The sequence below is a fragment of the Actinomadura sp. NPDC049382 genome, assembly GCF_040677125.1.
GTDB classification, from domain to species: domain Bacteria; phylum Actinomycetota; class Actinomycetes; order Streptosporangiales; family Streptosporangiaceae; genus Spirillospora; species Spirillospora geliboluensis.
The window spans coordinates 12,900-36,836 of record NZ_JBFARO010000077.1 but is presented as its reverse complement, the minus strand read 5'-3'; the positions used below and the strand labels follow the sequence as shown (position 1 = coordinate 36,836).

At 74.3% G+C, this 23,937-nt stretch carries 20 protein-coding genes; 7 read left to right on the top strand and 13 right to left on the bottom strand.

Annotated features, from left to right (window positions below):
• On the bottom strand, nucleotides 1–1,811 hold a 1,811-nt coding region (locus AB0K34_RS32055), incomplete at its 3' end, for a LuxR C-terminal-related transcriptional regulator (RefSeq protein ID WP_364552768.1).
• 123 nt (nucleotides 1,812–1,934) lie between these two features.
• Between AB0K34_RS32055 and AB0K34_RS32050 the strand changes: the two genes are divergently transcribed.
• Entirely contained in the window at nucleotides 1,935–2,291 is a 357-nt protein-coding gene (locus AB0K34_RS32050; protein WP_138638398.1) for a VOC family protein, read from the top strand.
• 50 nt (nucleotides 2,292–2,341) lie between these two features.
• Nucleotides 2,342–2,965 carry a glyoxalase gene (locus AB0K34_RS32045; RefSeq protein ID WP_138638397.1) on the top strand — a complete coding sequence of 208 codons (624 nt, stop codon included), beginning with the start codon at nucleotides 2,342–2,344 and terminating at the stop codon, nucleotides 2,963–2,965.
• A gap of 14 nt (nucleotides 2,966–2,979) precedes the next feature.
• Here the strand turns inward: AB0K34_RS32045 and AB0K34_RS32040 are convergent, their stop codons facing one another.
• From AB0K34_RS32040 to AB0K34_RS32015, 6 genes are all read right to left on the bottom strand, one after another.
• The gene (locus AB0K34_RS32040) at nucleotides 2,980–4,236 is read right to left on the bottom strand and encodes an FAD-dependent oxidoreductase (protein ID WP_301176601.1); all 1,257 of its coding nucleotides are present in this window, start codon (nucleotides 4,234–4,236) and stop codon (nucleotides 2,980–2,982) included.
• A complete protein-coding gene (locus AB0K34_RS32035) occupies nucleotides 4,233–5,672 on the bottom strand; it encodes an NAD(P)/FAD-dependent oxidoreductase (RefSeq protein ID WP_301176602.1) in 1,440 nt (479 codons plus the stop codon). The genes AB0K34_RS32040 and AB0K34_RS32035 overlap by 4 nt, the downstream gene beginning before the upstream one ends.
• On the bottom strand, nucleotides 5,669–7,105 hold the full coding sequence (locus AB0K34_RS32030; protein WP_364552767.1) for an FGGY family carbohydrate kinase: 1,437 nt from the start codon (nucleotides 7,103–7,105) through the stop codon (nucleotides 5,669–5,671). The genes AB0K34_RS32035 and AB0K34_RS32030 overlap by 4 nt, the downstream gene beginning before the upstream one ends.
• Nucleotides 7,102–8,658, bottom strand: a complete 1,557-nt coding sequence (locus AB0K34_RS32025; protein ID WP_240808018.1) for an amino acid permease — start codon at nucleotides 8,656–8,658, stop codon at nucleotides 7,102–7,104. The genes AB0K34_RS32030 and AB0K34_RS32025 overlap by 4 nt, the downstream gene beginning before the upstream one ends.
• Nucleotides 8,659–8,737: 79 nt before the next feature.
• Nucleotides 8,738–9,508: a DeoR/GlpR family DNA-binding transcription regulator gene (locus tag AB0K34_RS32020; RefSeq protein WP_364552766.1), complete on the bottom strand. Its 771-nt coding sequence runs from the start codon at nucleotides 9,506–9,508 to the stop codon at nucleotides 8,738–8,740.
• A gap of 189 nt (nucleotides 9,509–9,697) precedes the next feature.
• Nucleotides 9,698–10,861, bottom strand: coding sequence for an NADH:flavin oxidoreductase (locus AB0K34_RS32015; protein WP_301176604.1), 1,164 nt, complete (start codon nucleotides 10,859–10,861; stop codon nucleotides 9,698–9,700).
• Between the two features lie 165 nt (nucleotides 10,862–11,026).
• On the opposite strand from AB0K34_RS32015, the gene AB0K34_RS32010 reads away from it, so the two are divergent.
• Nucleotides 11,027–11,620 (top strand): TetR/AcrR family transcriptional regulator, encoded by a 594-nt coding sequence (locus tag AB0K34_RS32010; protein WP_301176605.1) that lies wholly within the window; start codon nucleotides 11,027–11,029, stop codon nucleotides 11,618–11,620.
• A 45-nt stretch (nucleotides 11,621–11,665) separates the two neighbouring features.
• Nucleotides 11,666–13,579 carry a histidine kinase gene (locus AB0K34_RS32005; protein WP_301176606.1) on the top strand — a complete coding sequence of 638 codons (1,914 nt, stop codon included), beginning with the start codon at nucleotides 11,666–11,668 and terminating at the stop codon, nucleotides 13,577–13,579.
• Here the strand turns inward: AB0K34_RS32005 and AB0K34_RS32000 are convergent.
• Nucleotides 13,469–14,074 (bottom strand): response regulator transcription factor, encoded by a 606-nt coding sequence (locus AB0K34_RS32000; protein WP_364552765.1) that lies wholly within the window; start codon nucleotides 14,072–14,074, stop codon nucleotides 13,469–13,471. The two genes, AB0K34_RS32005 and AB0K34_RS32000, sit on opposite strands and share 111 nt — an antisense overlap.
• A 105-nt stretch (nucleotides 14,075–14,179) precedes the next feature.
• Between AB0K34_RS32000 and AB0K34_RS31995 the strand changes: the two genes are divergently transcribed.
• Nucleotides 14,180–14,728 carry a dihydrofolate reductase family protein gene (locus tag AB0K34_RS31995; RefSeq protein WP_138638390.1) on the top strand — a complete coding sequence of 183 codons (549 nt, stop codon included), beginning with the start codon at nucleotides 14,180–14,182 and terminating at the stop codon, nucleotides 14,726–14,728.
• A gap of 155 nt (nucleotides 14,729–14,883) precedes the next feature.
• On the opposite strand, the gene ligA is transcribed toward AB0K34_RS31995, so the two are convergent.
• From ligA to AB0K34_RS31980, 3 genes are all read right to left on the bottom strand, one after another.
• Nucleotides 14,884–16,875: an NAD-dependent DNA ligase LigA gene (gene ligA / locus AB0K34_RS31990; protein WP_364552764.1), complete on the bottom strand. Its 1,992-nt coding sequence runs from the start codon at nucleotides 16,873–16,875 to the stop codon at nucleotides 14,884–14,886.
• 77 nt (nucleotides 16,876–16,952) lie between these two features.
• Nucleotides 16,953–17,600 (bottom strand): response regulator transcription factor, encoded by a 648-nt coding sequence (locus AB0K34_RS31985; RefSeq protein ID WP_205719397.1) that lies wholly within the window; start codon nucleotides 17,598–17,600, stop codon nucleotides 16,953–16,955.
• On the bottom strand, nucleotides 17,597–19,723 hold the full coding sequence (locus tag AB0K34_RS31980; RefSeq protein ID WP_364552763.1) for a sensor histidine kinase: 2,127 nt from the start codon (nucleotides 19,721–19,723) through the stop codon (nucleotides 17,597–17,599). Before AB0K34_RS31980 ends, AB0K34_RS31985 begins: the two co-directional genes overlap by 4 nt.
• 205 nt (nucleotides 19,724–19,928) lie before the next feature.
• Here AB0K34_RS31980 and AB0K34_RS31975 point away from each other — a divergent pair, with 205 nt between their 5' ends.
• Both AB0K34_RS31975 and lexA read left to right on the top strand, forming a co-directional pair.
• The gene (locus AB0K34_RS31975) at nucleotides 19,929–20,558 is read left to right on the top strand and encodes a hypothetical protein (protein ID WP_364552762.1); all 630 of its coding nucleotides are present in this window, start codon (nucleotides 19,929–19,931) and stop codon (nucleotides 20,556–20,558) included.
• A gap of 184 nt (nucleotides 20,559–20,742) precedes the next feature.
• Nucleotides 20,743–21,405, top strand: coding sequence for a transcriptional repressor LexA (gene lexA / locus AB0K34_RS31970; RefSeq protein ID WP_364552760.1), 663 nt, complete (start codon nucleotides 20,743–20,745; stop codon nucleotides 21,403–21,405).
• Nucleotides 21,406–21,470: 65 nt separating this feature from the next.
• Here lexA and AB0K34_RS31965 read toward each other — a convergent pair whose 3' ends face one another.
• On the bottom strand, nucleotides 21,471–22,271 hold the full coding sequence (locus tag AB0K34_RS31965) for an enoyl-CoA hydratase-related protein (RefSeq protein ID WP_364552759.1): 801 nt from the start codon (nucleotides 22,269–22,271) through the stop codon (nucleotides 21,471–21,473).
• Nucleotides 22,268–23,890 carry an FAD-dependent oxidoreductase gene (locus tag AB0K34_RS31960; RefSeq protein ID WP_364552758.1) on the bottom strand — a complete coding sequence of 541 codons (1,623 nt, stop codon included), beginning with the start codon at nucleotides 23,888–23,890 and terminating at the stop codon, nucleotides 22,268–22,270. The genes AB0K34_RS31965 and AB0K34_RS31960 overlap by 4 nt, the downstream gene beginning before the upstream one ends.
• Between the last annotated feature and the right edge of the window lie 47 nt (nucleotides 23,891–23,937).

Here is a 23,937-nt window from a genome sequence, read left to right as displayed (position 1 = left end):
ACGGCGTCGCCGTGCGGGTCCTGGTCGGCGTCGAGCGCGTCGGCGGCCGACGCCGCCTCGGCCAGCGCGACGGCGGCGCGGGCGGAGGTGTCGCCGCCCGCGTGCTCGCGCGCCTCGCCGATCAGCGCGCGCGTCTCCGCCGGGGACGGCGGCCGGACGAACGCGCCCGCGAACCGGTACGCGGTGGTCGCGGCGGTCGCCAGGTCGGCGGCGGCGCGGGCGGCGTCCCCGGCGGTGCGGGCGGCGTCGGCGGCGGCGCGGTGCAGGCGGTACATGTCGTCGCCGTGCATGCGGCACCCGGCGACGGCGGCGGCGTCCCGGAGCATCGCCGCCGCGGCCGCCGGGTCGGCGGCGAGCCCGGCGGCCTGCTCGTACCGCTGCTGGGACTCCCCCACCAGGTTCCTGGTGAAGGCGAGCTCCGCCAGCCGCCGCGCGAGGGCGTGCGCGTCCGCGCGGTGCTCCGGCTCGCCGGCCGCCCAGGCGAGGGCGGCGCGGAGGTCGTCGGCGAGGGCGTCGAACCGGGGCCGCCAGTCCGCTCCGGCGGCGAGGCCGGCGGCACCGGCCAGGCACCAGCGCAGGTGCCGGGCGCGGGTCTCGGCCAGCTCGCCGGCCTCGGCGAGCCGCTCGGCCCCGTACTGGCGGATCGTCTCCAGTGCCCGGTACTCGGTCGCGCCCGCGGACGCCCGCACGGCCAGCAGGCTCTGCTCGGCGAGGCGGGCCAGCCCGTCGGCGGCGGCGCCCTCCCCCGCCCCGGCCACCTCGGCGGCCGCGGCGGCGGTGAACGGCGCGGCGAACACCGACACGCGGCGCAGCAGCTCCCGGTCGGCCGGTTCCAGCAGGGCGTGGCTCCAGTCGACCGCCGCCCGCACCGAGCGGTGCCGGTCGTCGGCGCGCGAGCCGCCGGTGAGCATCCGCAGCGGGTGGGACAGCGCGGCGGTGAGGCCGTCCAGCCCGAGTGTGGGGTAGCGGGCCGCGGCCAGCTCGATCGCCAGCGGCATGCCGTCCAGCCGCTCGCAGATGGAGCGGACGTGGTCGTGCAGGGGCGGGTCCAGCGGCCAGCCGATCGCCGTCGCGCGCTCCATGAACAGCGCGACCGCGTCCGGCTCGCCGGCGGCGGACAGCGACAGCGGCGGGACGGGGTACACCCGCTCGAACGGCACCATCAGCCGGGCGCGGCTCGTCGCGAGCACCGTCACCCGGGGGCACGCGGCGAGCAGGTTCTCCAGGAACGGCGCCACGCCGTCCCGCACCTGCTCGCAGTTGTCCAGGACGAGCAGGACGTGCCGGTCGGCCAGCGCGGCGGCCACCGAGGCGGCCATGCCGCGGCCGGGCTGCTCGCCCAGGCCGAGCGCGGCGGCGACCGCGTCCGCGACCATGCCCGGGTCGGTGACCGGCACCAGGTCGACGAACCACACCCCGTCCGCGAACGCGCCGGCCGCGTCCGCCGCCACCGCCAGCGCGAGCCGCGTCTTGCCCACCCCGCCGGGGCCGGCCGCGGTCACCTGCCGGTGCCGCCCGACCAGCTCGGCCAGCGCGGCGCGCTCGGCCGCCCGGCCGACGAACGCGGTCAGCGGGGCGGGCAGGGCGGGCACCGCGGCCGCGGCGCCGGCGGCGCGGCCGCTCGCGGCGGCCCGCGCGGCGAGCGCCCGCCGGTCCGGGACGTCCAGCTTCCGCAGCAGCGACGAGACATGGCTCTCGGCGGTGCGGACGGAGATGAACAGCCGCGCCGCGATCTCGGCGTTGCTCAGGTGCTCCCCGACCAGCTCCAATACCTCGGCTTCTCGGGGTGAGATGTCCACTGTCACGGCCACCGTCCCATTCTGGCGCAGGCCCCACCGTGCATGTTCCGTGCGTGATCCGTGCCGGCGGTCCGTAGGCGGCTCCGTAGTCGGCACGGATGTGGCCGGGGCGGTCCCGGAGCGAGGCTGTGAGTCATGAGCGACTCTTCCAGTCAGGGAATCAAGACCGTCCTGCATCCCGTGAGCGACCTGGCGAAGGCCAAGGCCGTGTACGCCGCCCTGCTCGGCACGGCCCCGCAGACCGACTCGCCGTACTACGTCGGGTTCGAGGTCGGCGGGCAGCACATCGGGCTGGTCCCGGACGGCGGGCCGCAGGGCATGACCTCGCCGGTGGCCTACTGGCACGTCCCGGACATCGAGGCGAAGATCGCCGCGCTGACCGCCGCCGGCGCGACCGTCAAGGAGGCCCCGCACGACGTCGGCGCCGGGCGGCTGGTCGCCACCGTCACCGACCCGGACGGCAACGTCCTCGGCCTGATCCAGGACCGCTGAGCCCGGCCCCACGCCGCACGACGACGAACCCCTCACCAGAAAGAAGCGTCATGAACTCGTTCGAATCCATCACCCTCGAAGTCGCCGACCCCGCCACCGCGGCGGACTTCTACGCGGCCCTCGGCCTCTCCTCCCACGTGGACGTCCGCGCCTCGGACGACCCGAGCACCGGCTTCCGCGGCTTCGCGCTCTCGCTCGTCGCGTCCCAGCCCGGCAACGTGGACGCGCTCATCGCCGCCGCCGTCGGCGCGGGCGCCGCCGTGCTGCAGCCCGCCGCGAAGTCCTTCTGGGGCTACGGCGGCGTCGTCCAGGCCCCGGACGGGACGGTCTGCAAGATCGCGTCCTCCAAGAAGAAGGACTCCGCGCCCGCCGCGCCGGAGTTCGAGCAGATCACGCTGCTGCTGGGCGTCGCGGACGTCAAGGCGAGCAAGCGCTACTACACCGGCCGCGGCCTCGCCGTCGCCAAGAGCTTCGGCGGCAAGTACGCCGAGTTCGACGCCTCGGAGTCGTCCGTCACGCTGGCGCTGTACCCGCGCCGCGCCCTCGCCAAGGACATCGGCCTCGCCCTGGAGGGCACCGGCTCCCACCGGCTCGTCCTGGTCGGCGGCGGCGAGGCCGCCACCGACCCGGACGGCTTCGTGTGGGAGCCCGCGCCCGCCCGGAGCCGGGCCTGAGCCGTCCCGGCCGGTCAGCGGCGGAGCGAGACGCGGACGTCGCCGCCGTCCGGCCGGACCGCGTCCAGCATCCCGCTCGGGATGCGGAACACCCGGCCGGGCGCCGCGGGCCACGGCAGCCGCCGCTCCGCGAGGGTGCGGCCGTCCTGGACGACCGCGACGCGCGGGAACGGCACGAGCTCGTCCACCCAGGCCAGCAGCCGGCCGCGGGCGGGGCCGCGCCCGCCCGGCCGGTACGTCGACGGGGAGATCCAGCGCAGCGGCTCCGCCGCGACGATCCGGACGGCCTCGCCCGGATCCTCCCCGCCAGCCAGGTGGTCGAGGACGCTCCGCGCCACGTGCGCGCCGTCGAGGGCCGCGATGTCCGCGGTGTCCACGGGGTGCAGCAGGTTCCCGGCGGCGAAGACCCCCGGGCGGCTGGTGCGCAGCGCGCCGTCGACGGCCGGGCCGAGCGTGCCGGGGTCGAGGTCGAGGCCGGCGGAGCGGGCCAGCTCGTTGTCGGGGATCCAGTCCCCGGTGAACACGACCGTGTCGCAGGGCACGACGTGCCGCCGGCCGGTGTCGACGTCCTCGATCTGGACGGCCTCGACGCGGCGCTTGCCGATGATCCGGGTGACGCGGGTGCGGGTGCGCAGCGGCACCCGCAGGCCGAGCCAGCCCGCGACGGGGAGCGCCGCGTACGCCTCGCCGTGCGGCCGCTCCGAGGTCATGAGGACGGTGCGGCAGCCCGCCTCCCGCAGGGTCAGCACGGCCGACCAGCTGACCAGCTCGCTGCCGACGACGACCGCGCGCAGCCCCGGGCGGCCGTGCCGCAGGTGCACCAGGTTCTGCAGGTGGCCGGTGGTGAAGACGCCGTCCGGGCGGTCCCCCGGCACGAGCCGCGCCGTCCGCGGCCGCTCCCGGGCGCCCGTCGCCAGCACCACCGCCCCGGCGCGGACCTCGTACAGGCCGTCCGGCGCGGTGACCTCCAGGGCCCCGTCGGCGGACCAGCCGGTCACCATGGCGCCGGTGCGGACGTCGGCGCCCGCGCGCTCGGCGCCGGCCGCCATCCGGCGGGCGTACTCCGGGCCGGTCAGGACCCGGTGGAGGTCGCGGACGCCGAACCCGGTGTGGGCGCAGTGCCGCGGGATGCCGCCGGCGTGCTGCTCGCGTTCGAGGACGAGCGGCCGGCCGGGAACCGCCCCCGCGAGCTCCCGGGCGGCCCGCAGCCCCGCCGGGCCGCCGCCGACGATGGCCACCGCGGGTGTCAGCCGGGTGCGCGTCGTGCTCATCGTTCGCCTTTCTCGTCGGTGTCCCCGCCGGCGGTGCGCAGCGCGTGCTCCAGCATCCCGGTGACGTTCGCGCCGCAGTAGAAGCCCTGGCAGCGCCCGTTCATGGCGCGGGTGCGGCGGCGGAGCCCGTCCAGGTCGCGCGGCGGGATCGTGCTCGCGAACGCGTCGCGGATCTCGCCGCGGCTGACCCGCTCGCAGAAGCAGGTGATCGTGCCGTACTCCGGGTCGTCCGCGATGCGCTCCGCGTCGGCGTAGGGGCGCGGGAACGCCTCGCCGATGTTGGGCATGCGCGGCGGCTCGGGCAGGTCGGTGCGCTCCTCCAGGTCCAGGCCCGCCTCGCGGAGGAGGCCCAGCAGGTGTTCGGCGACCGCCATGCTGGACGTCAGCCCGGTGGAGCGGATGCCGCCCGCGACCGCGTAGCGCTGCTCCGCGTCCACCTCGATCGTGTAGTCGGAGACGTCGCTGGCCGCGCGGAGGCCCGCGTAGGAGGCGGTGACCTCCTCCTCCAGCAGCCGCGGCATGATCCGCTTGCCGCGCTCCAGCAGGAACGCGTAGCCGTCCCCGGTGGTCGAGGTGTCGGCGCGGTCGGTCATGTCCTCGGCGGTCGGGCCGAGCATGACGTTGCCGTAGATCGTCGGGCTGATCAGCACGCCCTTGCCGAGCTTGGACGGCACCGGCAGCACGATGCGGTCCACCAGCGGCCGGGCCTGCTTGTCGTAGACGAGCAGCTGGCCGCGGCGCGGGTGCAGGTGGAACCGGTCGTGGCCGAACCGGGCGTCCAGCACGTCGCCGCCGAGCCCGGCCGCGTTGACGACCCACCGGGCCCGGACGTCGCCGCCGCTCGTGTGCAGAACGGTCTCGTCCGCCTTCGGAGTGACGGACTCGACGCGGTGCGACCGCAGCAGCCGCGCGCCGCGCCGGACCGCGTCGGTGGCCAGCGCGAGCGTGGTCGTCCAGGTGCAGATGATGGACTCGCCCGGCACCGTCAGCCCGCCGAGGGCGCCGGGACCGAGCGCCGGCACCTGCCGGTACACCTCGTCCGGGCCGACGATCTCGCTCTCGGTGTAGCCGTTGCGCTCCGCCTTCTCCTTCAGGCCGGGCAGCGCGGCGAGCTGCTCGTCGTCCCAGGCGACGAGCAGCGCCCCGGTCGGCTCGTAGGGGATGCCGGTGCGGTCGGCGTAGTCCTGGAGCAGCCCGTAGCCCCGGGCGACGAGGCGCGCCTCCAGGGTGCCGGGCGCGGCGTCGAAGCCGGTGTGCAGGATGGCCGTGTTCGCCTTGCTGGTGCCGTCGCCGACGTCGTCCCGCGCCTCCAGCAGGACGACGTCGAGCCGGTGCCCGGCCAGGACGCGGGCGATCGCCGAGCCGACGACGCCCGCGCCGATCACCGCGACGTCGGCGACGCGCCCGGGTTCCGGCGCGGTCTGCGCTGTGCTCACTCCTTCTCCTTCTTCGCGATCGCGCTGCTCTCGACGGCCGCCCGCCACCGGGCCCGGAAGGCGGCCGCCTCGGCGGCGCCGATCCGGGGGGTGTAGGCGGTGTCCGGCGACCAGTCGACGACCGCGTCCGCGAGGGGCAGCGCCGGGTCGAGGGCGCTGCGCGCGAACGCGACGGCGCCGAGCGCCGTGGCGTGCTCGGACGGGTACACGTCGACCTGGGTCTGCAGCAGGTCGGCGACGGCCTGCATCAGGACCCGGCTGCGGGTGAGGCCGCCGTCGACGCGCAGCCGCGGCAGGGCGGCGCCGGTGTCGCGGGCCGTGCAGTCCGCGAGCTCGGCGACCTGGGCGGCGATGCCGTCCAGCACCGCCTTGACCAGGTGCCCGGCGGTGGTGGACAGCGTCATGCCGGTGAACGAGGCGGTCGCGTCCGGCGCCCACCACGGTGCCGACAGGCCGGCCAGCGCCGGCACGCACAGCACCCCGTCGGCGTCCGGCGCGGTGACCGTGTCGAGTTCCGGCGCGCCGCCGACCAAACCGAGGTCGCGCAGCCACCGCACCGCCGAGGCGGCGGTGGGGACCTGCCCGTCCAGGCAGTAGGACGTCTGGCCGCGCGCCTGCCACGCCACCGACGCGGCCAGCCCCGCCCCGGACCGGACGGGCGTCGTGCCCATGTTGGCGAGCAGGAAGGCCCCGGTGCCGAACGTGCACTTGGCCTCGCCCGGCTCCAGGCAGCGCTGCGCCAGCAGCGCCGCCTGCTGGTCGACGACCAGACCGCCCACCGGGGCCCGGCCGCCGAACGCCGTCGTCTCGCCGACGATCTCGTCGCAGGCGGCGATGCGCGGCAGCCGCTCGCCGCCGAGCCCGAACACCTCCAGCAGCTCGGGGCTCCACGCGGCCGTGTCGAGGTCGGTGAGCAGCGAGCGGGACGCGGTCGCCGCGTCGGTGACGAACTCGCCGGTGAGCCGGTGCAGCAGCCAGGTGTCGGACGTCGTGACGACGCCGTCGCCGGTGAGCCGGTCCCGGATCCAGCGCATCTTCGGCGCGGAGAAGTACGGGTCGAGCACCAGCCCGGTGCGCTCGGCCACCAGGTCCGCCCACTCCGCGCGCTCGGCGCAGATCCCCGCGGACCTGCGGTCCTGCCACACGATCGCGGGCGTCAGCGGCTCGCCGGTGGCGGGGTCCCAGGCCAGGACGGTCTCGCCCTGGTTGGCCAGGGTCACGCCGTCGATCCGGGCCCCCGCCTCGGCGACGGCGCGCCGGCCGGACTCCAGCACCGAGTCGAGCAGCTCCGCCGGGTCCTGCTCGACCCCGCCGCCGGACAGGTAGCGGGGGTGCACCGGCAGCTCCACCACGCTCAGGACGCGGTCGGAGCCGTCCACGACCATGGCCTTCGTGCCCGAGGTGCCCTGGTCGACGGCCAGCACGGTGGTCATGGACGGCCCCCGGCGGACTCGTTCGGCCGGGGCGCGTCGTCGTCCAGAACCTTGTCGATGTCGTGCATGTCGGGCATGGTGAGCCCCTTGGTGCCGTGCCTGATGAGCAGGTAGGCCAAGTACACCGCGCCGATCGCCGACATGACCGCGACGTAGCGCCACGGCTCGGCGAAGGACGCGTCACGGAAGATCATCAGCTCGTAGGCCAGCCAGCAGACGGCCACCACCAGCACCGGGACCTCCCAGCGGCCGAGCTGGAAGCCCTTGGACGGCGGCAGGCTGCGCCGCTTGGCCAGGTACAGCGCCACCGTCGCCGCGTAGATGATCGCGGGCAGCAGGGTCGCCGCCGAGAACAGCGAGAACAGCGCCTGGGTGGACCGGGCGAACAGCGCGAGCAGGACCTGCGCGACCGCGAACATCAGCACGGCGGCGTTCAGCGGGGTGCCGGTCGAGGGGTTGATGCGGCGCAGCACCTGCCAGCCGGGGAAGCGCTTGTCGCGCGCCATCGCCCACACCAGCCGGGCCCCGCTCAGCAGGATGACCAGGCCGCAGGAGAAGATCGAGATCACGACGAGCACCAGCAGGCCCTTGCCCACGTAGGAGCCGAGCACGCGGGTGATGACGTCCGCGACCGGGGTGTCGGACTTCGCCAGCGCGGACGGGTTCTCCGCCAGCGCGGTGACCGCCACGAGGAACAGCATGCCGAGCACGCCGAGGCCGAGCACGGCCTGCGCCATCGCCTTCGGCACCACGCGCGCGGGGTCCTTGGTCTCCTCGGCGAGGTTCGCCGCCGACTCGAAGCCGACGATGGTGAACGCGCCGAGCAGGAAGCCGAGCGCCCACGGGCCGACCGAGGTCGCCCCGCCGAGCGAGAAGTAGCCGTCGCTCGGGACGTCGCCCTTGCTGAACAGGGTGCCGAAGTCGAGGTCGCCGGTGAAGGCGCCGACGGCGAACAGCAGCACGGTCAGCGAGACCATGCCGATCAGCTGGATGGTGACCGCGACGGTGTTGACCCGCTGCGTGGCCCGGGTGGACAGCGCCACCAGGATCGCCTGGAGGAGCACCACCACGGCGGTGATGACCCAGGCGTTCTGGCTGGTGCCCTCGTACTGGAACAGCACCGGCAGGATCGTCGCGGCGATGGTGTAGTCGACGGCGCACACCACGACCGCGAGGAAGGTGAACGAGATCCAGCCCATGATCCAGCCCAGCACCGGGTTGGCCAGGCGGGACGTCCACTGGTAGGCGTAGCCGCTCACCGGGATCCGGGCCGCGAGGGCGCCGAAGATCAGGGCCACGCACAGCTGGCCGACCACGACGACCGGCCACGTCCAGATGCCCATCGGGCCGGAGCTCTGCAGCACCGAGCCGTAGGCGGTGAAGATGCCGGTCGCGATCGACACGAACCCGAACGCCACCGCGAAGGAGGCGTACCAGCCCAGCTCGCGCTTGACCTCCTGCGCGTAGCCGAACTCCGAGAGGCCGTCGCCGGACCCGCTGCCGGCCGGGGATCCCGGCGCCGCCGCGGGCGGCGGCATGGAAGAATCGGCCATTGATCGTCTCCTTGCACGTGTCATGAGGAATGGGCGATCGGGCCGGGTGACGTGGCAGCGTCGCCCGGCCACCGTGAACTCACCCGGCGGCCACGATGAGGCCGCCGGACTCCTCCAGGGCCTCGCGCAGCGCCGGGGACGGCGTCTTGTCGGTGATCACTTCGTCGAACGCGTCGAGCCCGCACACGCGGTGCGCGGCGACGCGGCCGAGCTTGCGGGAGTCCGCGAGCACGTACGAGCGGACGGTGTTCGCGATCATCACGCGGCGGGTCGCGACCTCGTCCAGGTGGTAGTCGGTCAGTCCGGCCGAGGCGTCCACCCCGCCGGAGCCGAGGAAGGCCACGTCGGCGTTCAGGTCGGCGAAGAACTGGGCGGTGCCGGCGCCGGAGCAGGCGAGGTCGCCGGGCCGCAGCCGGCCGCCCGCCACCAGCACCTCGACCCGCGGCCGCCCGGCCAGCTCGGCGGCCGCCAGCAGCGAGCACGTCGCGACCACGCCGTGGAAGTCCGGCGGCAGCGCGCGGGCCACCTCCAGCGCGGTGGTGCCCACGTCGATGATGACGGTCTGCCCCGGCCGGACCAGCGCCGCGGCGGCGCGGCCGATGGCCGCCTTGGCCTCCCGGTCGGCGCCGGCGCGCTCGGCGAACGGCGCCTCCACCCCCGACGAGCCGGCGGCCACGCTGGTCGCGCCGCCGTGCACCCGCACGAGCTCCCCGCGGCGCTCCAGCACCATCAGGTCGCGGCGGACCGTCTCGGCCGACACCCCGAGCAGGACGGCGAGCTCCTCGGTCCGCACCACGGACCGGTCGCGGAGCGCGTCGCCGATCCGGCGGTGCCGCTCAGGCGCGAGCACGGCCGCTGCCCGACTTTGTGGAAGATTGACCGAACATATGGAGAATTCTGCATAAGTTTGGACTTTTGTCAAGACAGCCCAGGTCAGCGCCGTGGTAGCGGGCCGGAAGGGGCCGGCGGCGGCGTCGCATGAGAGCGGCCGGGCACCGCGACGGTGGTCGCGGCGCCCGGCCGGGCGTCCCTCTCCGGTTCAGGCCAGCACGCAGTGGGTGCCGCTGAAGATCGTCGGCATGCACTTGTTGCAGTGGATGCACAGCGAGCGGGTCTCGGGCTCGTCCCGCATGCGGTTGAGCAGGTCGGGCTCGCGCAGGAGCGCGCGGGCCATCGCCACGAACTGGAAGCCCTCGGCCATCGCCAGGTCCATGGTCTCGCGCCGGGTGACGCCGCCCAGCAGGACCAGCGGCATCTTCAGCGCGGCGCGGAACTGCCGGGCGCTGTCCAGCAGGTAGGCCTCCTCATAGGGGTAGCTGCGGATGAACTTCCCGCCCACCAGCTGGACGCCCAGCTTCACCGGCTGAGGCATCGCGGCGGCGAACTCCCGCACCGGCGCGTCGCCCCGGAACAGGTACATCGGGTTGAGCAGGGAACTGCCGGCGGTCAACTCCAAGGCGTCCAGGCCGCCGTCCTGCTCCAGCCACTGCGCCACCCGCAGGCTCTCGTCCAGCCAGAGGCCGCCGGGGACGCCGTCGTCCATGTTCAGCTTGGCCAGGATCGCGATGCGGTCCCCGACGGCGTCGCGGACGGCGCGGGCGATGCCGCGCACGACCTTGGCGCGGTTGGCCAGCGAACCGCCGTACTCGTCCGTGCGCTTGTTGATCTTCGGGCTGAGGAACGAGCTGGCCAGGTAGTTGTGGCCGAAGTGGATCTCCACCGCGTCGAACCCGGCCTCGATCGCCAGCAGCGCGGCGCCGGCGTGCGCCTTGGTGACCCGCTCGATGTCGGCCCCGCTCGCCGCGCGGGTCATCCGCAGCGCCTGCGGGTTGAACGAGCGGGACGGGCCGAGCGAGGGCAGCCCGTTGGACTTGCCGTTGGCGACCGGGCCCGCGTGCCCGATCTGCGCGGAGACCGCGGCGCCCTCGGCGTGCACGGCGTCGGTGAGGCGGCGCAGGCCGGGCAGCGCCTCGGGCCGCATCCAGATCTGGTCGCGCTCCGTGCGGCCCTCGGGGGCCACGGCGCAGTAGGCGACCGTGGACATGCCGACGCCGCCGGCGGCGTGACGGCGGTGGAACTCGACGAGCTCGTCGCCGACCAGCGCGCCCTTGGTCATGCCTTCGAAGGTGGCGGCCTTGATGACGCGGTTGCGCAGTTCGAGGGGGCCGAGCTTGGCCGGTGCGAACACGTCCGGAGTGGTCATGTGCTCTCCAAGGGACAGCGGGTCATGGGTCGTGGGCGGAGCCGGGGCGCATGGCCGTGTCGGCGTCATCGTCCACCTCTTCCTCTCGTCTCTCCACGAGGGGTTTCAATCACCAGTCAATCACTGATTGAAGGGTGCTTGCGCAAGGTGTGGTGGAATGGCCGGATGCCCGACGAGAACGCGTCGACCCGGGAACGCCTGCTGGCCGCGGCCGAGCGGCTCTTCGCCGGCAAGGAACCCGACCAGGTCTCCCTCCGCCTGATCAACGCCGAGGCCGGCCTGAACCCCGGAGCGGTGCACTACCACTTCGGATCCCGGGAGGGGCTCGTCACGGCCCTGCTGGAGCGCGAGCTCATCCCGCTCTGGGCCGACCGCCTGGCGCCGGTCGTCGAGGCATCGGAGCGGCCCGACGCCGACCTCCCGATCGCCGGGCTCGTCGCCGCGATCGTCGAACCGTTCGAGGACCTGATCCGCACCGAGAAGGGCCGGATGCTCTGCCGCCTGCTGGCCCGCACGGCGCTCCCCAACGGGCGGCTGCCGGTCTCCTCCCCCTGGTTCAGCCCGGCCCCGTTCGAGGTGATGCTCTCCCGCGCCATGCCCGAACTGCCGGTCCGCGAGATCTCCGAACGCTGGCGCCTGGCCTTCACCCTCCTGCTGGAGGTCTACGGCCGCGCCGCCACCGACGGCCGGTCCCCGGTCCACCCGGAGACGCTCGTCTCCTTCCTCACCGCCGGACTCACCGCCCCCGCCCGCAGCTGACCGATCTTCTATACGATGCGCGGGACCCCTCCTCGGGAGGCCCGTATGGATTCCGCGTCCCCGGTGGCGGCCGCCCGCTGGGCTCGCGTGGTCGCGGTCGGGGTGAGCTGCGGTTTCGCGTTCGGCGGGTACGTCGGGATCATCAACGCGGAGCAGGGCGGCAAGCCGGCGGCGGCCGCGCTGCTGACCGCACTGGTGCTCCTCCACCTGCGCAACTGCATCCGCTGGTCGGACGACGAGCGAGCCCGCGGCTGGCAGTGGGCGCTGGGCGTCCAGGCGGTCCTCACGGCCGCGGGCATGATCTGGTACGCGTCCACCTGGTACGGCAACTCCGGGTTCCTGGCGGCGGCGCTCCTGCTGCTCGTCCGCCGGCGGTGGGCGGCGTGGGGCGGGTTCGCGCTGGTGATCGCGGCGCAGTTCGCCGCCGCGCTGCCGGTCCGGCCGACGGTCGCGGAGGCGGCCTACCTCGCGGTCGGGCACACGGCGTTCGTCGGGATCGCGCTGTACGGGGTCGCCCGGCTCGCCGACCTCATCAGCGACATGCGGCGGACCAGGGACGCGCTCGCGCTGGCCCAGGTCTCGCGCGAGCGGCTGGTCTTCGCCCAGCAGTTGAACGAACGCGTGGGCGTGAGCCTCGAACGGGTCGTCCGTGACGGGGACGCGGCGGACCCGGCGGCGGTCAGGCGGCGGCTGGACGTGGCGCGGGCGGCGCTGAACGAGACGCGGTCGGTGGCGCACGGATACGGGCGCGACCACCTCGCGGGCGCGCCGGTCGCGGACGACCTGACGGCGACCGGGGCGGCGGTGCTCGGGGCCGCGACGCTCTGCCTCATGATCGTGCCCACGGAGCTGAGGCAGTTCCTCCGCGTCGACCTGGGCGCGCTCGAGACGGCGGTGTTCTTCGCGTCGCTCGCCGCGTTCGTGCTGCTGTTCCTGCGCGCCTGCGCTCCGACGCGCCGGCCGCCGTGGACGCTGGTCGTCTTCGTCCCGGCGCTGGGCCCGCTGCTCCTGTTCGACCTGTCGGTGTGGCACGTGGTCCTCTTCCTGCCGGGCCTCGTCCTGGTCGTCGTGCGCGGGTGGGCACGGTGGGTCCTGGCGGTGCCGCTGATCTGCATGGATCCGCTGCTCGTGATCTGGGACGCGCAGCTCGGCGACCCGACGCCGCTGGGCATGGCCTACGAGATCGTGTGGTCGGGCGAGCGGGCGCTGCTCGTGTGCGGGCTGGTCCGCATGGGCGAGCTGGCCCTGCGGGTCAAGGAGGCGCGGGCGGAGCTGGCCAGGACGGCGGTGGCCCGCGAACGGCTCCGGTTCGCGACCGACCTGCACGACCTGCTCGGTCTGGGGCTGTCGGTGGTGGTGCTCAAGAGCGAGCTGGCGCTGCGGCTGCTGGACAGGGACCCCGACCGCGCCCGCGCCGAGCTGTCCGAGGGCCTGGCGGCGGCCCGCCGCGCCCTGGCCGACATGCGGGACGTCGTGGCCGGGCGCGGTGAGATCGAGCTGGCGGCGGAGGCCGAGTCCACGCGCGCGGCGCTCGCGGCCGCCGGCATCGAGGTGTCCGGGACGGTCCAGCCGGTGCCGCTGCCCGCGGAGACCGACACGCTCCTGGCCACCGTCCTGCGCGAAGGCGTCACCAACGTGCTGCGGCACAGCGATGCCGACCGGTGCGAGCTGGCCGTCGAGGCGGTCGCGCGGAGCGTCCGGCTGCGCCTGGTCAACGACGGTGTCCGGGGTCGCGCCGGCGCGCCCGGCGTGGGCTTGGAGAACCTGACGCGCAGGGTGCGTGAGCTGGGCGGGACGCTGACCGCCGGCAAGGACGGGGACGCCTTCAGCCTCGCGGTGGAGGTGCCGCTACAGCCAGCCCTGATCGGTCGCGATGCGGATCGCGTCGATGCGGTTCCTGGCGTTCAGCTTCAGGACGGCCGACGACAGGTAGTTGCGGACGGTGCCCCGGCTCAGTGAGAGCGACCGTGCGATGTCGTCGGCCTCCGCGCCGGTCGCCGACAGCTGGAGCACGTCGGCCTCCCGCGCGGTGAGCGGGCTGTCCGCCCGTTCGAGCTCGGCGAGGGCCAGCTGAGGGTCCACCACCCTCTCCCCCGCGACGGCCTTGCGGATCGCGTCGATGAGGTCGTCGGCCGGCGCGTGCTTGAGCAGGAACGCCGAGATCCCCGCGGACAGGCCCCGGCGCAGATACCCCGGCTTGCCCAGACCCGTCAGGACGACCGTGCGGCAGGCAGGGAGCTTGACGCGGAGTTCGGCGGCGGCGTCCAGACCGTCCATGCCGGGCAGGTCGATGTCGAGCACGGCCACATCGGGGCGGGCCCGAACGGCCGCGTCGACGATCTCGTCTCCGCGCTCGACCGTGGCCACCACCTCGATGTCGTCCTCGAGCCCGAGGACGGTGGTCAGCGTCTCCCGCAGGATCCGGACGTCCTCGGCGACCATCACACGGATCATGTGATTCCTTCACATCGAAGTGCTGAACCCGGCCACTACCGGCGAATTCTCCGGATTGCGAGTCTAATCACGCCGACACCGGCGCACTCAGAACCGGAGGAAACCATGCGAAAGCTCATCGCCTCGACGTACGCCACTCTCGACGGATTCATCGACAACCCCCACGAATGGTCGCTGCAGTACTCCGAGGAGGAGTCCCAGACCTACGCGTTCACCATGACCAAGAACGCCGACGCGCTCCTGCTCGGCCGCGTCACCTACGAGGGAATGGCGCAGGCGTGGCCGAACATGGGCGGCAACCCCTACGCCGACCACGTCAACTCCATGGACAAGTACGTCGTCGCGAGCCAGCCCGTGGACACCTCGTCCTGGAAGCCGACCACGGTCATCGACGGGGCCGACCTCGTCGGCGCGGTGACCGAACTGAAGAAGCGGGACGGCGGCGACATCCTCATCTGGGGCCACGGCCGCCTGACCGACGCCCTCGCCGCCGCCGGGCTGCTCGACGAGCACAAGATCTGGCTCTACCCGGTCATCAAGGGCACCGGCGAGCCGCTGTTCCGCCCGGAAAGCGCCGGAACCGTCGAGCTGGTCGACTCGACCATCTTCCCGAGCGGAGTCGCCGTCCTCACCTACCGTCCGCTCACCGGCTGAACCGACCGGCATCGCCATTCCGGCGAGGAAACGGAAGGCGTGCGGCCACCGGCGCGGCACGCCTTCCGCACCTCCCGGTGCCGGTGCCGAGTACGACAAGCCGCTCAAAGCCCTGTTCTTCCGCCTCCTGCTCGTGACGAGGCGGCGCACTTCGCTCAGATGACGCCCGCTTCGGCGAGCCAGCGCCACAGCTCGTCCTGCGGGACGATCGTGACGCCGAGCTTCTCGGCCTTGCCGGTCTTCGAGGCGCCGACGTTGTCGCCGGCGAGCAGGTAGTCGGTGCCCGCCGAGACCGACGAGACGGCCTTCGCCGCCGCCTGCTCGACCAGGCGGGTGACGTCCGGCCTGCTGATCTTGGCGCCCGAGCGCGGGTCGGTGAACGCCCCGGTGATCACGACGGCCCGGCCCTTGAGCGGCGAGTCGCCCGCGGCCGCCGCGTCGACCGGCCGGTCCTCGGGGAGCACGTCGAGGTTCACGCCGCGCTCCCGCAGCGCCGCGATCTCCGCCAGCACCTCGGGGCGGGCGAAGAAGGCGACGATGCTCTCCGCGACCGCGGGGCCGATGTCGCGGATCGCCACCAGGTCCTCGGCCGTCGCCGCCGCGACGTCCTCGATGCGCTCGTAGCCGGCCAGGCACAGCCGCTTGGCCGTGCCCTCGGACGCCATCGGGATCGCCAGCCCGATCAGCGCCCGCCGCAGCCCGACGCCCTTGGACGCCGCGATGGAGTCGACCATGTTCTTCGCGCTGACCTCGCCCATCCGCTCGTAGCCGAGGAGCTGATCCACCGTCAGGTCGTAGAAGTCGCTGCGCCGCTTGAGCACGCCCTCCTCGGCGAGCTTCTCGATCCAGGTGTCGCCGACGCCCTCCATGTCGGCCGCCTGCCGCGAGGCCCAGTGCATCAGCCGCCGCATCGCCTGGGCCGGGCACTGCAGGTTCACGCACCAGCGCTCCTCGCCGGCGCCGCGGACCTCCAGCTCGGACCCGCACGACGGGCAGTGCACCGGCGGGACGATCTCGACCTCGCTGCCGTCGCGCCGCTCCGGCAGCGAGCGGCCCGCGAACGGGATCACGTCGCCGCGCCGCACGACCGCGACCGTGTCGCCGATCCGCAGGTCGCGCTCGCGGATCAGGCGCGGGTTGTGCAGGGTGATGTTCTCGACCGTGACGCCGCCGACGAACACCGGCGCGACCTTGGCGCGCGGCGGGACGCGGCCGATCTTGCCGACCGGCCACTCGACCGACAGCAGGGTGGTGAGCTTCTCCTCCGGCGGGTACTTGAACGCGATCGCGCCGCGCGGTTCGGCGCTGTTGAAGCCCGCCGCGTCGAACGCCGCCGGCTCGTGCAGGCGGACGACCGCGCCGTCGATGTCGTAGTCCAGCCCGTCGCGGCGGCCGCCGATCTCGTGGATCGCGTCCATCACCTCGGCGGCGTCCGCGCACACGTACTGGGCGACCGGCTCGAAACCCGCCGGGAGGCCGATCGCGGCGCCGTCGCGGTCGGCTCCGAACGCGTAGAAGCGCAGCAGCCGCTTCGCCTGGACCGCCGCCTCGGGGTCCTTCAGCACCAGCGTCCCGGCGGCGCCCGAGCGGGGATTGGTCAGCGTCTTGTCGGGGTGGGCCTCGTTGTAGGCGGCCCAGACCGACCGCAGCATCACGGCCTCGCCGCGGACCTCGACGCGCCCGGGCTCCTCGATCTCCATCGGGAGGCCGGGGATCACGTGCCGCACCTTCTCGGTCACCAGCTCGCCGACCGCGCCGGTGCCGCGCGTGGCGACGTAGTCGAGCCTCCCGCCGGTGTAGACGACGCTGAGCGAGAGCCCGTCGAGCTTCTCCGACACGCGGAAGACCTGGCCGCCGAAGCGCTCGCAGAACGTGCGGATCTGCTCCTCGCTCGTCGCCTTCGCCAGCGAGAGCATCGGGCGCGCGTGGCGCACCGTCGGCCCGGCGAGCTCCGCCGGCGCGTTGACCCTGCCGAGCGGGCTGTCGGCCGGCTCCAGCTCGGGATGCTCGGCGACGAGCGCCGCCAGCTCGTCCTTCAACGCGTCGTAGTCGGCGTCCGGCAACGGGCTGTCACCGGCGCCGTAGTACAGGTCGTTCAGCCGCTTGACCTCGGCGGCCAGCTCAGCGATGCGCTCCTCGACGTCCACACCCCGATTAAACGCGAAGCCACCGACACTATTCACCGCCGATCCTCACCCGCCGTCGCCGCTCCGGCGGTCGTACCTCAGCGGCCCAGGCCGGCGTCGCGGGCGCGGGCCATCGCCTCGGCGCGGTCGGCGACCTGGAGTTTGGCGAAGACGTTCGAGACGTTGTTGCGGACGGTCTTGGGCGACAGGCCGAGGCGCTCGGCGATCGCCGGGTTCGGCAGGCCGAGCGCGATCAGTTCGAGGACGTCGCGCTCGCGGGCCGTCAGCTGCGGGAACGGCTCCCCGGCCGGGCGGGCGACCGCGATCCGGGCGAAGTAGTCCGCCACGCGTCCCGCCAGCGCCGGGCCGAAGATCACCTCGCCGCCCGCGACGGCGGCGACCGCGCGCAGGATCTCCTCCTGGTCGGCGCCCTTCACCAGGTAGCCGCGGGCGCCGGCGAGCATCGCGGCGAACACGCTCTCGTCGTCCTCGTGCATGGTCAGCACGAGGACGCCGGTGTCCGGGTGCGCGGCGAGGATCCGGCGGGTCGCCTCCACGCCGCCGAGCCGCGGCATCTGCAGGTCCATGACGACGACGTCCGGGCGCAGCCGCCCCGCCGTTTCCACGGCGACCGCGCCGTCCGGCGCGGTGCCGACGACCTCGACCTCCCCGGTGGACTCCAGCATCAGCCGCAGCCCGTCGCGGTACACCGGGTGGTCGTCGGCCAGCAGCACCCGCGGCGTCACGGCGCGCTCCCCGCGAACGTCAGCGGCTCGGGCGCGTCGCCGCCGGAGCCCCGACCGAACGGCAGCACGGCGTGCACGCGCGTCCCGCCGCCGGGGCGCGCCGACACCGCGCACCGCCCGCCGAGCTCCTCGGCCCGCTCCCGCATCCCGACCAGCCCGACGCCGACGAGCGCGCCCGGCGGCATGCCCCGGCCGTCGTCCACGACCTCCACCTCCAGCGCCTCCGCGGTCGCCTCCAGCCGGACGTCGCAGTGCGCCGCCCCGGCATGGCGGGAGACGTTCGCCAGTGCCTCGCTCACGATCCGGTACGCCGCCTCCTCCGCCGCGGCCGGCAGCGGCGACAGCCGTCCCGCGCAGCTCAACCGCACCCGCAGGGACCGCCCCTGGAACCGCTCGGCGAGCTGCTCCACCGCCCCGACCAGCCCGAACTGGTCCAGGGACGGGGGACGCAGGTCGTGGACCAGGCGGCGGACGTCGGCCAGCACGCCCGACAGGTCGCCGCGCACCGAGCGCAGCGTCGCGTCGGCGGCGGCCGCGTCGCGCGGGGCGAGGTTGCGGGCCGCCTCGATCTTCAGCGCCGCGGCGGCCAGCGACGGGCCGAGGCCGTCGTGCAGGTCGCGGCGCAGCCGGCGCCGTTCCTCGGCGATCCCCGTCACCAGCTGCTCTCGGCTGCGCTGCAGTTCCTCGGTGAGCGCCGTCGCCCGCGCGGCGGCGGCCGCCTGCCGGACGACGTCGGCGAGGAGCCGCTGGTCGGCCGCCGGGAGCCGCGCCCCGCTCCGCGGCACCAGCGCCAGCCGGCCGATCGCCGCGCCCCGGTACCCGAACGGCAGGACCAGGACGTCGTCGCGCGGCGTCCCGTGCTCGACGACGACCGTCTTGCCGTCGGCGCGGTCCAGCTCGACGCGCACGTACGGGGAGCGGAACGACTGCGCCACCGCCCGCGCCACCTCCAGCAGCAGCTCGTCCGGGCCCATGGACCGCTCCAGCCGCCGCGCCAGCGCCGACACCACGTCGTAGGGCTCCGCCCGGCCGGTCAGCACCCGGTTCACCCAGCGCTGGAGGCGCAGCCGCAGCGGCGCGTACAGGACGGCGACCACGCCCGCGCCGGTCACCGCGGCGAGCGGCTCGTCGATGACCGTCCCGGCGCCGACGAACACCGCCACGTCGATGCCGATCACCGCGGCCGCCAGCGCCGCGTACAGCAGCGTCCAGCCGAGCAGCAGGTCGACGTCGTAGAGCCGGTACCGGGCGACCGCGACCAGCACCGCGACCGCGACGGCCGCGTGCATGAGGATGAGGGAGATGTCGCCGATCCACCAGTCCACCGACGGCGGCGTCACCTCCGTGAGCACCATGCCCGCCGCGAAGAGGACGACGTTGGCCGCGAGCGCCAGCAGCATCCACCGCAGCTGCGTCCGCCGCACCGGGTCGGACCGGCGGAAGCGCACCGTGAACGCCGCGATGGACACCCCGAACGAGAAGAGGAAGCCGACCCAGAACATCCAGCCGGACACCGGCCAGAGCGCGTCGGGCAGCGGCGGGGTCAGCGGGTCCAGCGGGACGCCCCGCAGGCCCGGCGCGAGCGGCTCGCCGTGGGAGAACACCCGCCACGGCACCATCAGCAGCGCCACGACCCCGACGGCCTGCGCGGTGATCGCGGCCGCCACGGGCCACCGCCAGCGCCGCGACGGCAGCCGCCCGTCCGGGAAGAACATCAGCGTCAGCGGCACGATCATGTTGATCATCGGGCCGAAGCGGGCGCCCGCGTACACCGTCGCCGCCGTGAGCGGCAGGCCGCCGCCGTGCTCCACGACCGACAGCGACGCGTACGCCGCGGTGATCCCGTCCAGGACCGCGATGAACCCGCCCGCCAGCATGAGCCACGTCAGCGGGTGCCGCGGCAGCCGCGTCGCCAGCACGCCGCCCGCGACCGCCAGCGGCAGCCCCGACCCCGCCGACCCCCAGTGCGCCCAGTCCAGCGGATCCGGCGGCCTGCTCGCCCCCGCGAGCAGGACGTCCAGCCAGACCGTCGCGGCGGTCGCCGCGGCGCACAGCACGGCGACCGCGATGGCGGTCCGCCTCAGGAGCCGCTCGGCCCGAGGCGCGGGTCGGGCGCTCCTCACCCCGCCAGCATGGCTCCCGCCGCGTCCCGGCTGCCTGGGATCGGTGTCCCTGGCCGCCGGGGACACCGGTCACCCGCCGGAACGGGTCCCGACCCGGGCCGCGTCCGCCGCCCGGGTCCCTGGCCGCCCGGGACATCGGGGACGGAACGTCGGCGGTGAGCGGCGGCGCGACCGGGCGCCGCCGCCTCGTCACGGGGAGAAGCCGATGACCGTCCACATCCGTCCGAGTTCCGTCTATCCGAACGATCCCGCCGATCCGGGGCCCGGCGGGCTGCTGCTGCGCACCCGCCTCACCGGCGCGGCCCTCGCCGCCGGCACCGCCGCCTGGATCATCGGCCTGCTCATAGCCGGGGACCGCGTCCACGACGAGGTCGTCCCCGTGGAGATCTGGGGCAGCATGGCGTTCCTGTTCGGCGTCCTGTCCCTGGTCGCGCTGGTGCTGTCCACGAACGCCACGGGACGCGGTAAGGGCCGCTACATCGCCATGGTGGAGATGGCGTTGTTCGTCCCGGCGCTGATCTGGTGCCCGCTGGCCATCGCCTACCCCGACGAGACCCCCGCCTGGGTGATCCCGTTCGACCTGTGCTGGCCGCTGTCGATGCTCGGCATGCTCGTCATCGGCATCGCCGTCGCGAAGGTCGGCCGCTACCGGGGGCTGCTGCGCTGGCACTTCCTGCTGTGCGGGCTGTGGCTGGTCGTCGCCGGCGTGGGGCAGGCCGTGCTCGGCGAGGAGGGCGGCACCTACCCGGGCACGGCCTGGCTCGGCCTGACCTACGGCGTCCTCGGCCTGCGCCTCGCCGTGACGCCCCGCATCGTCCTGCCCGCCACGCCCTGACCAGCCGGTCACCAAGGCGGCGGAACACGCCGATGAAGAGGCCGGTGGGTCGCCTCGAAGACGTCCGTGCGGGCGGACCTTCGACGGGAGCGGGGGCCCCGGACCCACCGGCACTCCGCGCCGACGCCGGCGCGGGCGCGCGCGCCAGCCGTGCCGCCGGCCCCGGCACCCCTATGATTCCGGGGTGACCGCCTACAGTGACCCTGACGTGTTCGGAGACCTGGACGCCTCCGCCCTCCCGCCGCGCCAGCAGCGGATGCTGGCCATGATCCGCGACTGGGCGGTCAGGTACGGGTACGCGCCGAGCACGCGCCAGATCGGGGACGCGGTGGGCCTGCGGTCGACGTCGTCGGTGTCGCGCCACCTGGCGAGCCTGGAGGACAAGGGGTTCCTGCGGCGCGGCAACGCGGTGTCGCGTCCGATCGACGTGCGCGTGTTCCTCCAGGAGCGTCCGCCGGGAGAGTCCTCCGGCGGCCCGGTGACCGTTCCCGTGGTGGGGCACATCGCCGCCGGCGCGCCGATCTCCGCCGAGGAGCACGTGGACGGCACGCTGATGCTGCCCCGCGAGATCACCGGGCGAGGCACCGTCTTCGGCCTGCGCGTCCGCGGCGACTCGATGATCGACGCCGCGATCTGCGACGGCGACATCGTCGTGGTGCGGCAGCAGCAGGAGGCCCACTCCGGCCAGATCGTCGCGGCCATGATCGACGGCGAGGCCACCGTGAAGGTGTACCGCCGCCGCGACGGCCACGTCCTCCTCGAACCGCGCAACCCCGCCTACGAGGTCATCGACGGCGACAAGGCCGTCGTGCTCGGCATCGTCGTCTCCGTGGTCCGCAGCCTCTGACGGGAGGGGCGGCCTCGTCGCCGCCCCCTCCGGCCGGTCGTACCGGACGCCGAGCGCGCCGGGGTCTACCAGCCCGGCGGCAGGGACGTGAAGTCGGGATCGCGGCCCTCGGCGAACGCCGCCAGCGCCTCGGCGTTCGCGGGGCCGCCCATGAGCCGCGCGAAGCCGTCGTTCTCCCGCTCCCGCGCCCGCTGGATCTCCTCGCGGAGCGGCGCGGTCATGTCGCGCTTGACCTCCCGCAGGCTGGAGATCGGACGGCTCGCCAGGGTGGCGGCGACCCGCCGCGCCTCCGCCATCAGGCCGGCGGGCTCGCAGACCCGCCAGACCAGTCCCATCTCCTTGGCCTCGGCCGCCGAGATCCATTCCGCGGACAGCAGGATCCAGGCGGCGTTCTGGCGGCCGACCAGGCGGGGCAGCAGGTAGCTCGACGCGGCCTCCGGCGCGACGCCCAGGCTGGTGAACGGGGTCTTCAGCCGCGCGTCCTCGGACATCAGGACCAGGTCCGCGAAGCCGATGACGGTCAGCCCGATGCCGAGGCCCAGCCCGTTGATCGCCAGGACCAGCGGCTTGTCGAACTCCGCCAGCGCGTCGATGAGGCCGATGAACCCGTGCTTGCCGGGCGTGAAGTCCGGGTTCGTGACGCGCTCGGCCATCTCGATCAGGTCGGTGCCGGAGCTGAACGCGCGGCCGCCGCCGGTCAGCAGCACCACGGCCACCGCCGGGTCCTCGGCCGCGTCCCGGAGCGCTTCGGTGAGCGCGTCGTAGAGGGCCTCGTTGAACGCGTTGAGCGCGGCGGGCCGGTTGAGCGTGATCGTCCGGACGCGGTCGGCGTCCTCGACCAGCAGGATCTCGGTGTCCTCGGTCACTTCCGTGCCTCCGTTCCCAGGACCAGGTCCGCGCAGCGCTCGCCGATCATGATCGACGGCGCGTTGGTGTTGCCTCCGGTGACCGACGGCATGACCGACGCGTCGGCCACCCGCAGGCCCTCCACACCGAGCACCCTCAACCGCGGGTCGACGACGGCGCGCTCGTCCGAGCCGATCCGGCAGGTGCCGGCCGGGTGGTAGACCGAGTGGACGATGTTGGGCAGGAACCGGCGCAGTTCGGCGGGGTCGGCGTAGTCGGGCCCGGGCACGATCTCGCCCTGGTTGTCGCCGATGCCGTCCATCACCGCGCGGACCATCGCCATGCCCTCCAGCAGGACCTCGGCGTCCTTGCCGGCCGACAGGTACGCGGGGTCGATCAGCGGCGGGAGCGCCGGATCCGGCCCGGCGATCCGGACCGTGCCCCGGCTCTCGGGATAGATCAGCGTCGGGAACACGCTGAGGCCGGGCTTGCTGGTGGGCGGGCGCACCGGCTTGTCGCCGTCCTGGTTGGGGAACGGGTAGACCCAGTACAGCGCGTGCAGTTGCAGGTCGGGGATCGCGCCGGCCTGCGAGGTGCGGACGAACCCGGTGGCCTCGAACTGCGAGCCGCTGGCCCAGCCGGAGCGGCGCAGCCGCGCCTGCGCGAGACCGCGCATGAAGTAGGCCGGCGTCGGGCGCCGCAGTGCGGAGTCCATCCGGAACGAGACCGGGACGAACAGGTGGTCGTGCAGGTTGTCGCCCACCGGCAGGTCGGCGACGACCTCGATGCCGTGCCTGCGCAGGTGCGCGGCCGGGCCGATCCCCGACAGCTGCAGCAGCTTGGGCGAGTCGAACACGCCCGCCGAGACGATCACCTCCCGGTCGGCGGCGACGACGTGGCGGTCCCCGTCCGGCCCGGCGACCTCGACGCCGGTGGCCCGGCCGCCGGTCAGCACGATCCGGGTGGCCCTGGCGTCGGTGAGGACGAGGAGGTTGTCCAGCGGGTCGGTGCGCAGGTAGGCGCGGGCGGCGGAGTAGCGGACGCCGCCGTCCGCGCTCAACTGGAAGACGCCGACGCCCTCTTGCTCGGGGCCGTTGTAGTCGTCCAGGAACGGGACGGAGAGCCGGTCGGTCGCCGCGTCGATGAAGCTGCGGGACGCGTCGGTGAGGTCCTTCTGGCGGCGCACCCGGACGGGGCCGCCGGCCCCGCGCAGCTCGCCGGCGCCGTCCTCCCAGTCTTCGAGCCTCTTGAAGTACGGCAAGACGTCGTCGTACGACCAGCCGGTGGCGCCGTCCGCGGCCCAGTCGTCGAAGTTCTGCCGGTTGCCGCGCACGAACAGCATGCCGTTGACCGAGCTGGAGCCGCCGAGCACCTTGCCGCGGGTCTGCGGGATCACCCGCCCCCACGCGGCCGTCTGCGGCACCGACTTGTACCCCCAGTCGACGAGCTTCTTCAGCTGCGGCGTGGAGAGCATCACCGCGACGGCGCCCGGGATCTCCAGCAGGTTCTTCACCCCGCGGGCGGTGTCCCGGCCCCCGGCCTCCAGCACCGCCACGCTCGCGCCGCTCTCGGCGAGGCGGCGCGCCACCGCGCACCCGGCGCTGCCCGCGCCCACGACGACGTAATCGGCCCGAACCACGAGCACCTCCGCGCACACCAGGGGTAGTGGACAGCTGTCCAGTCAGC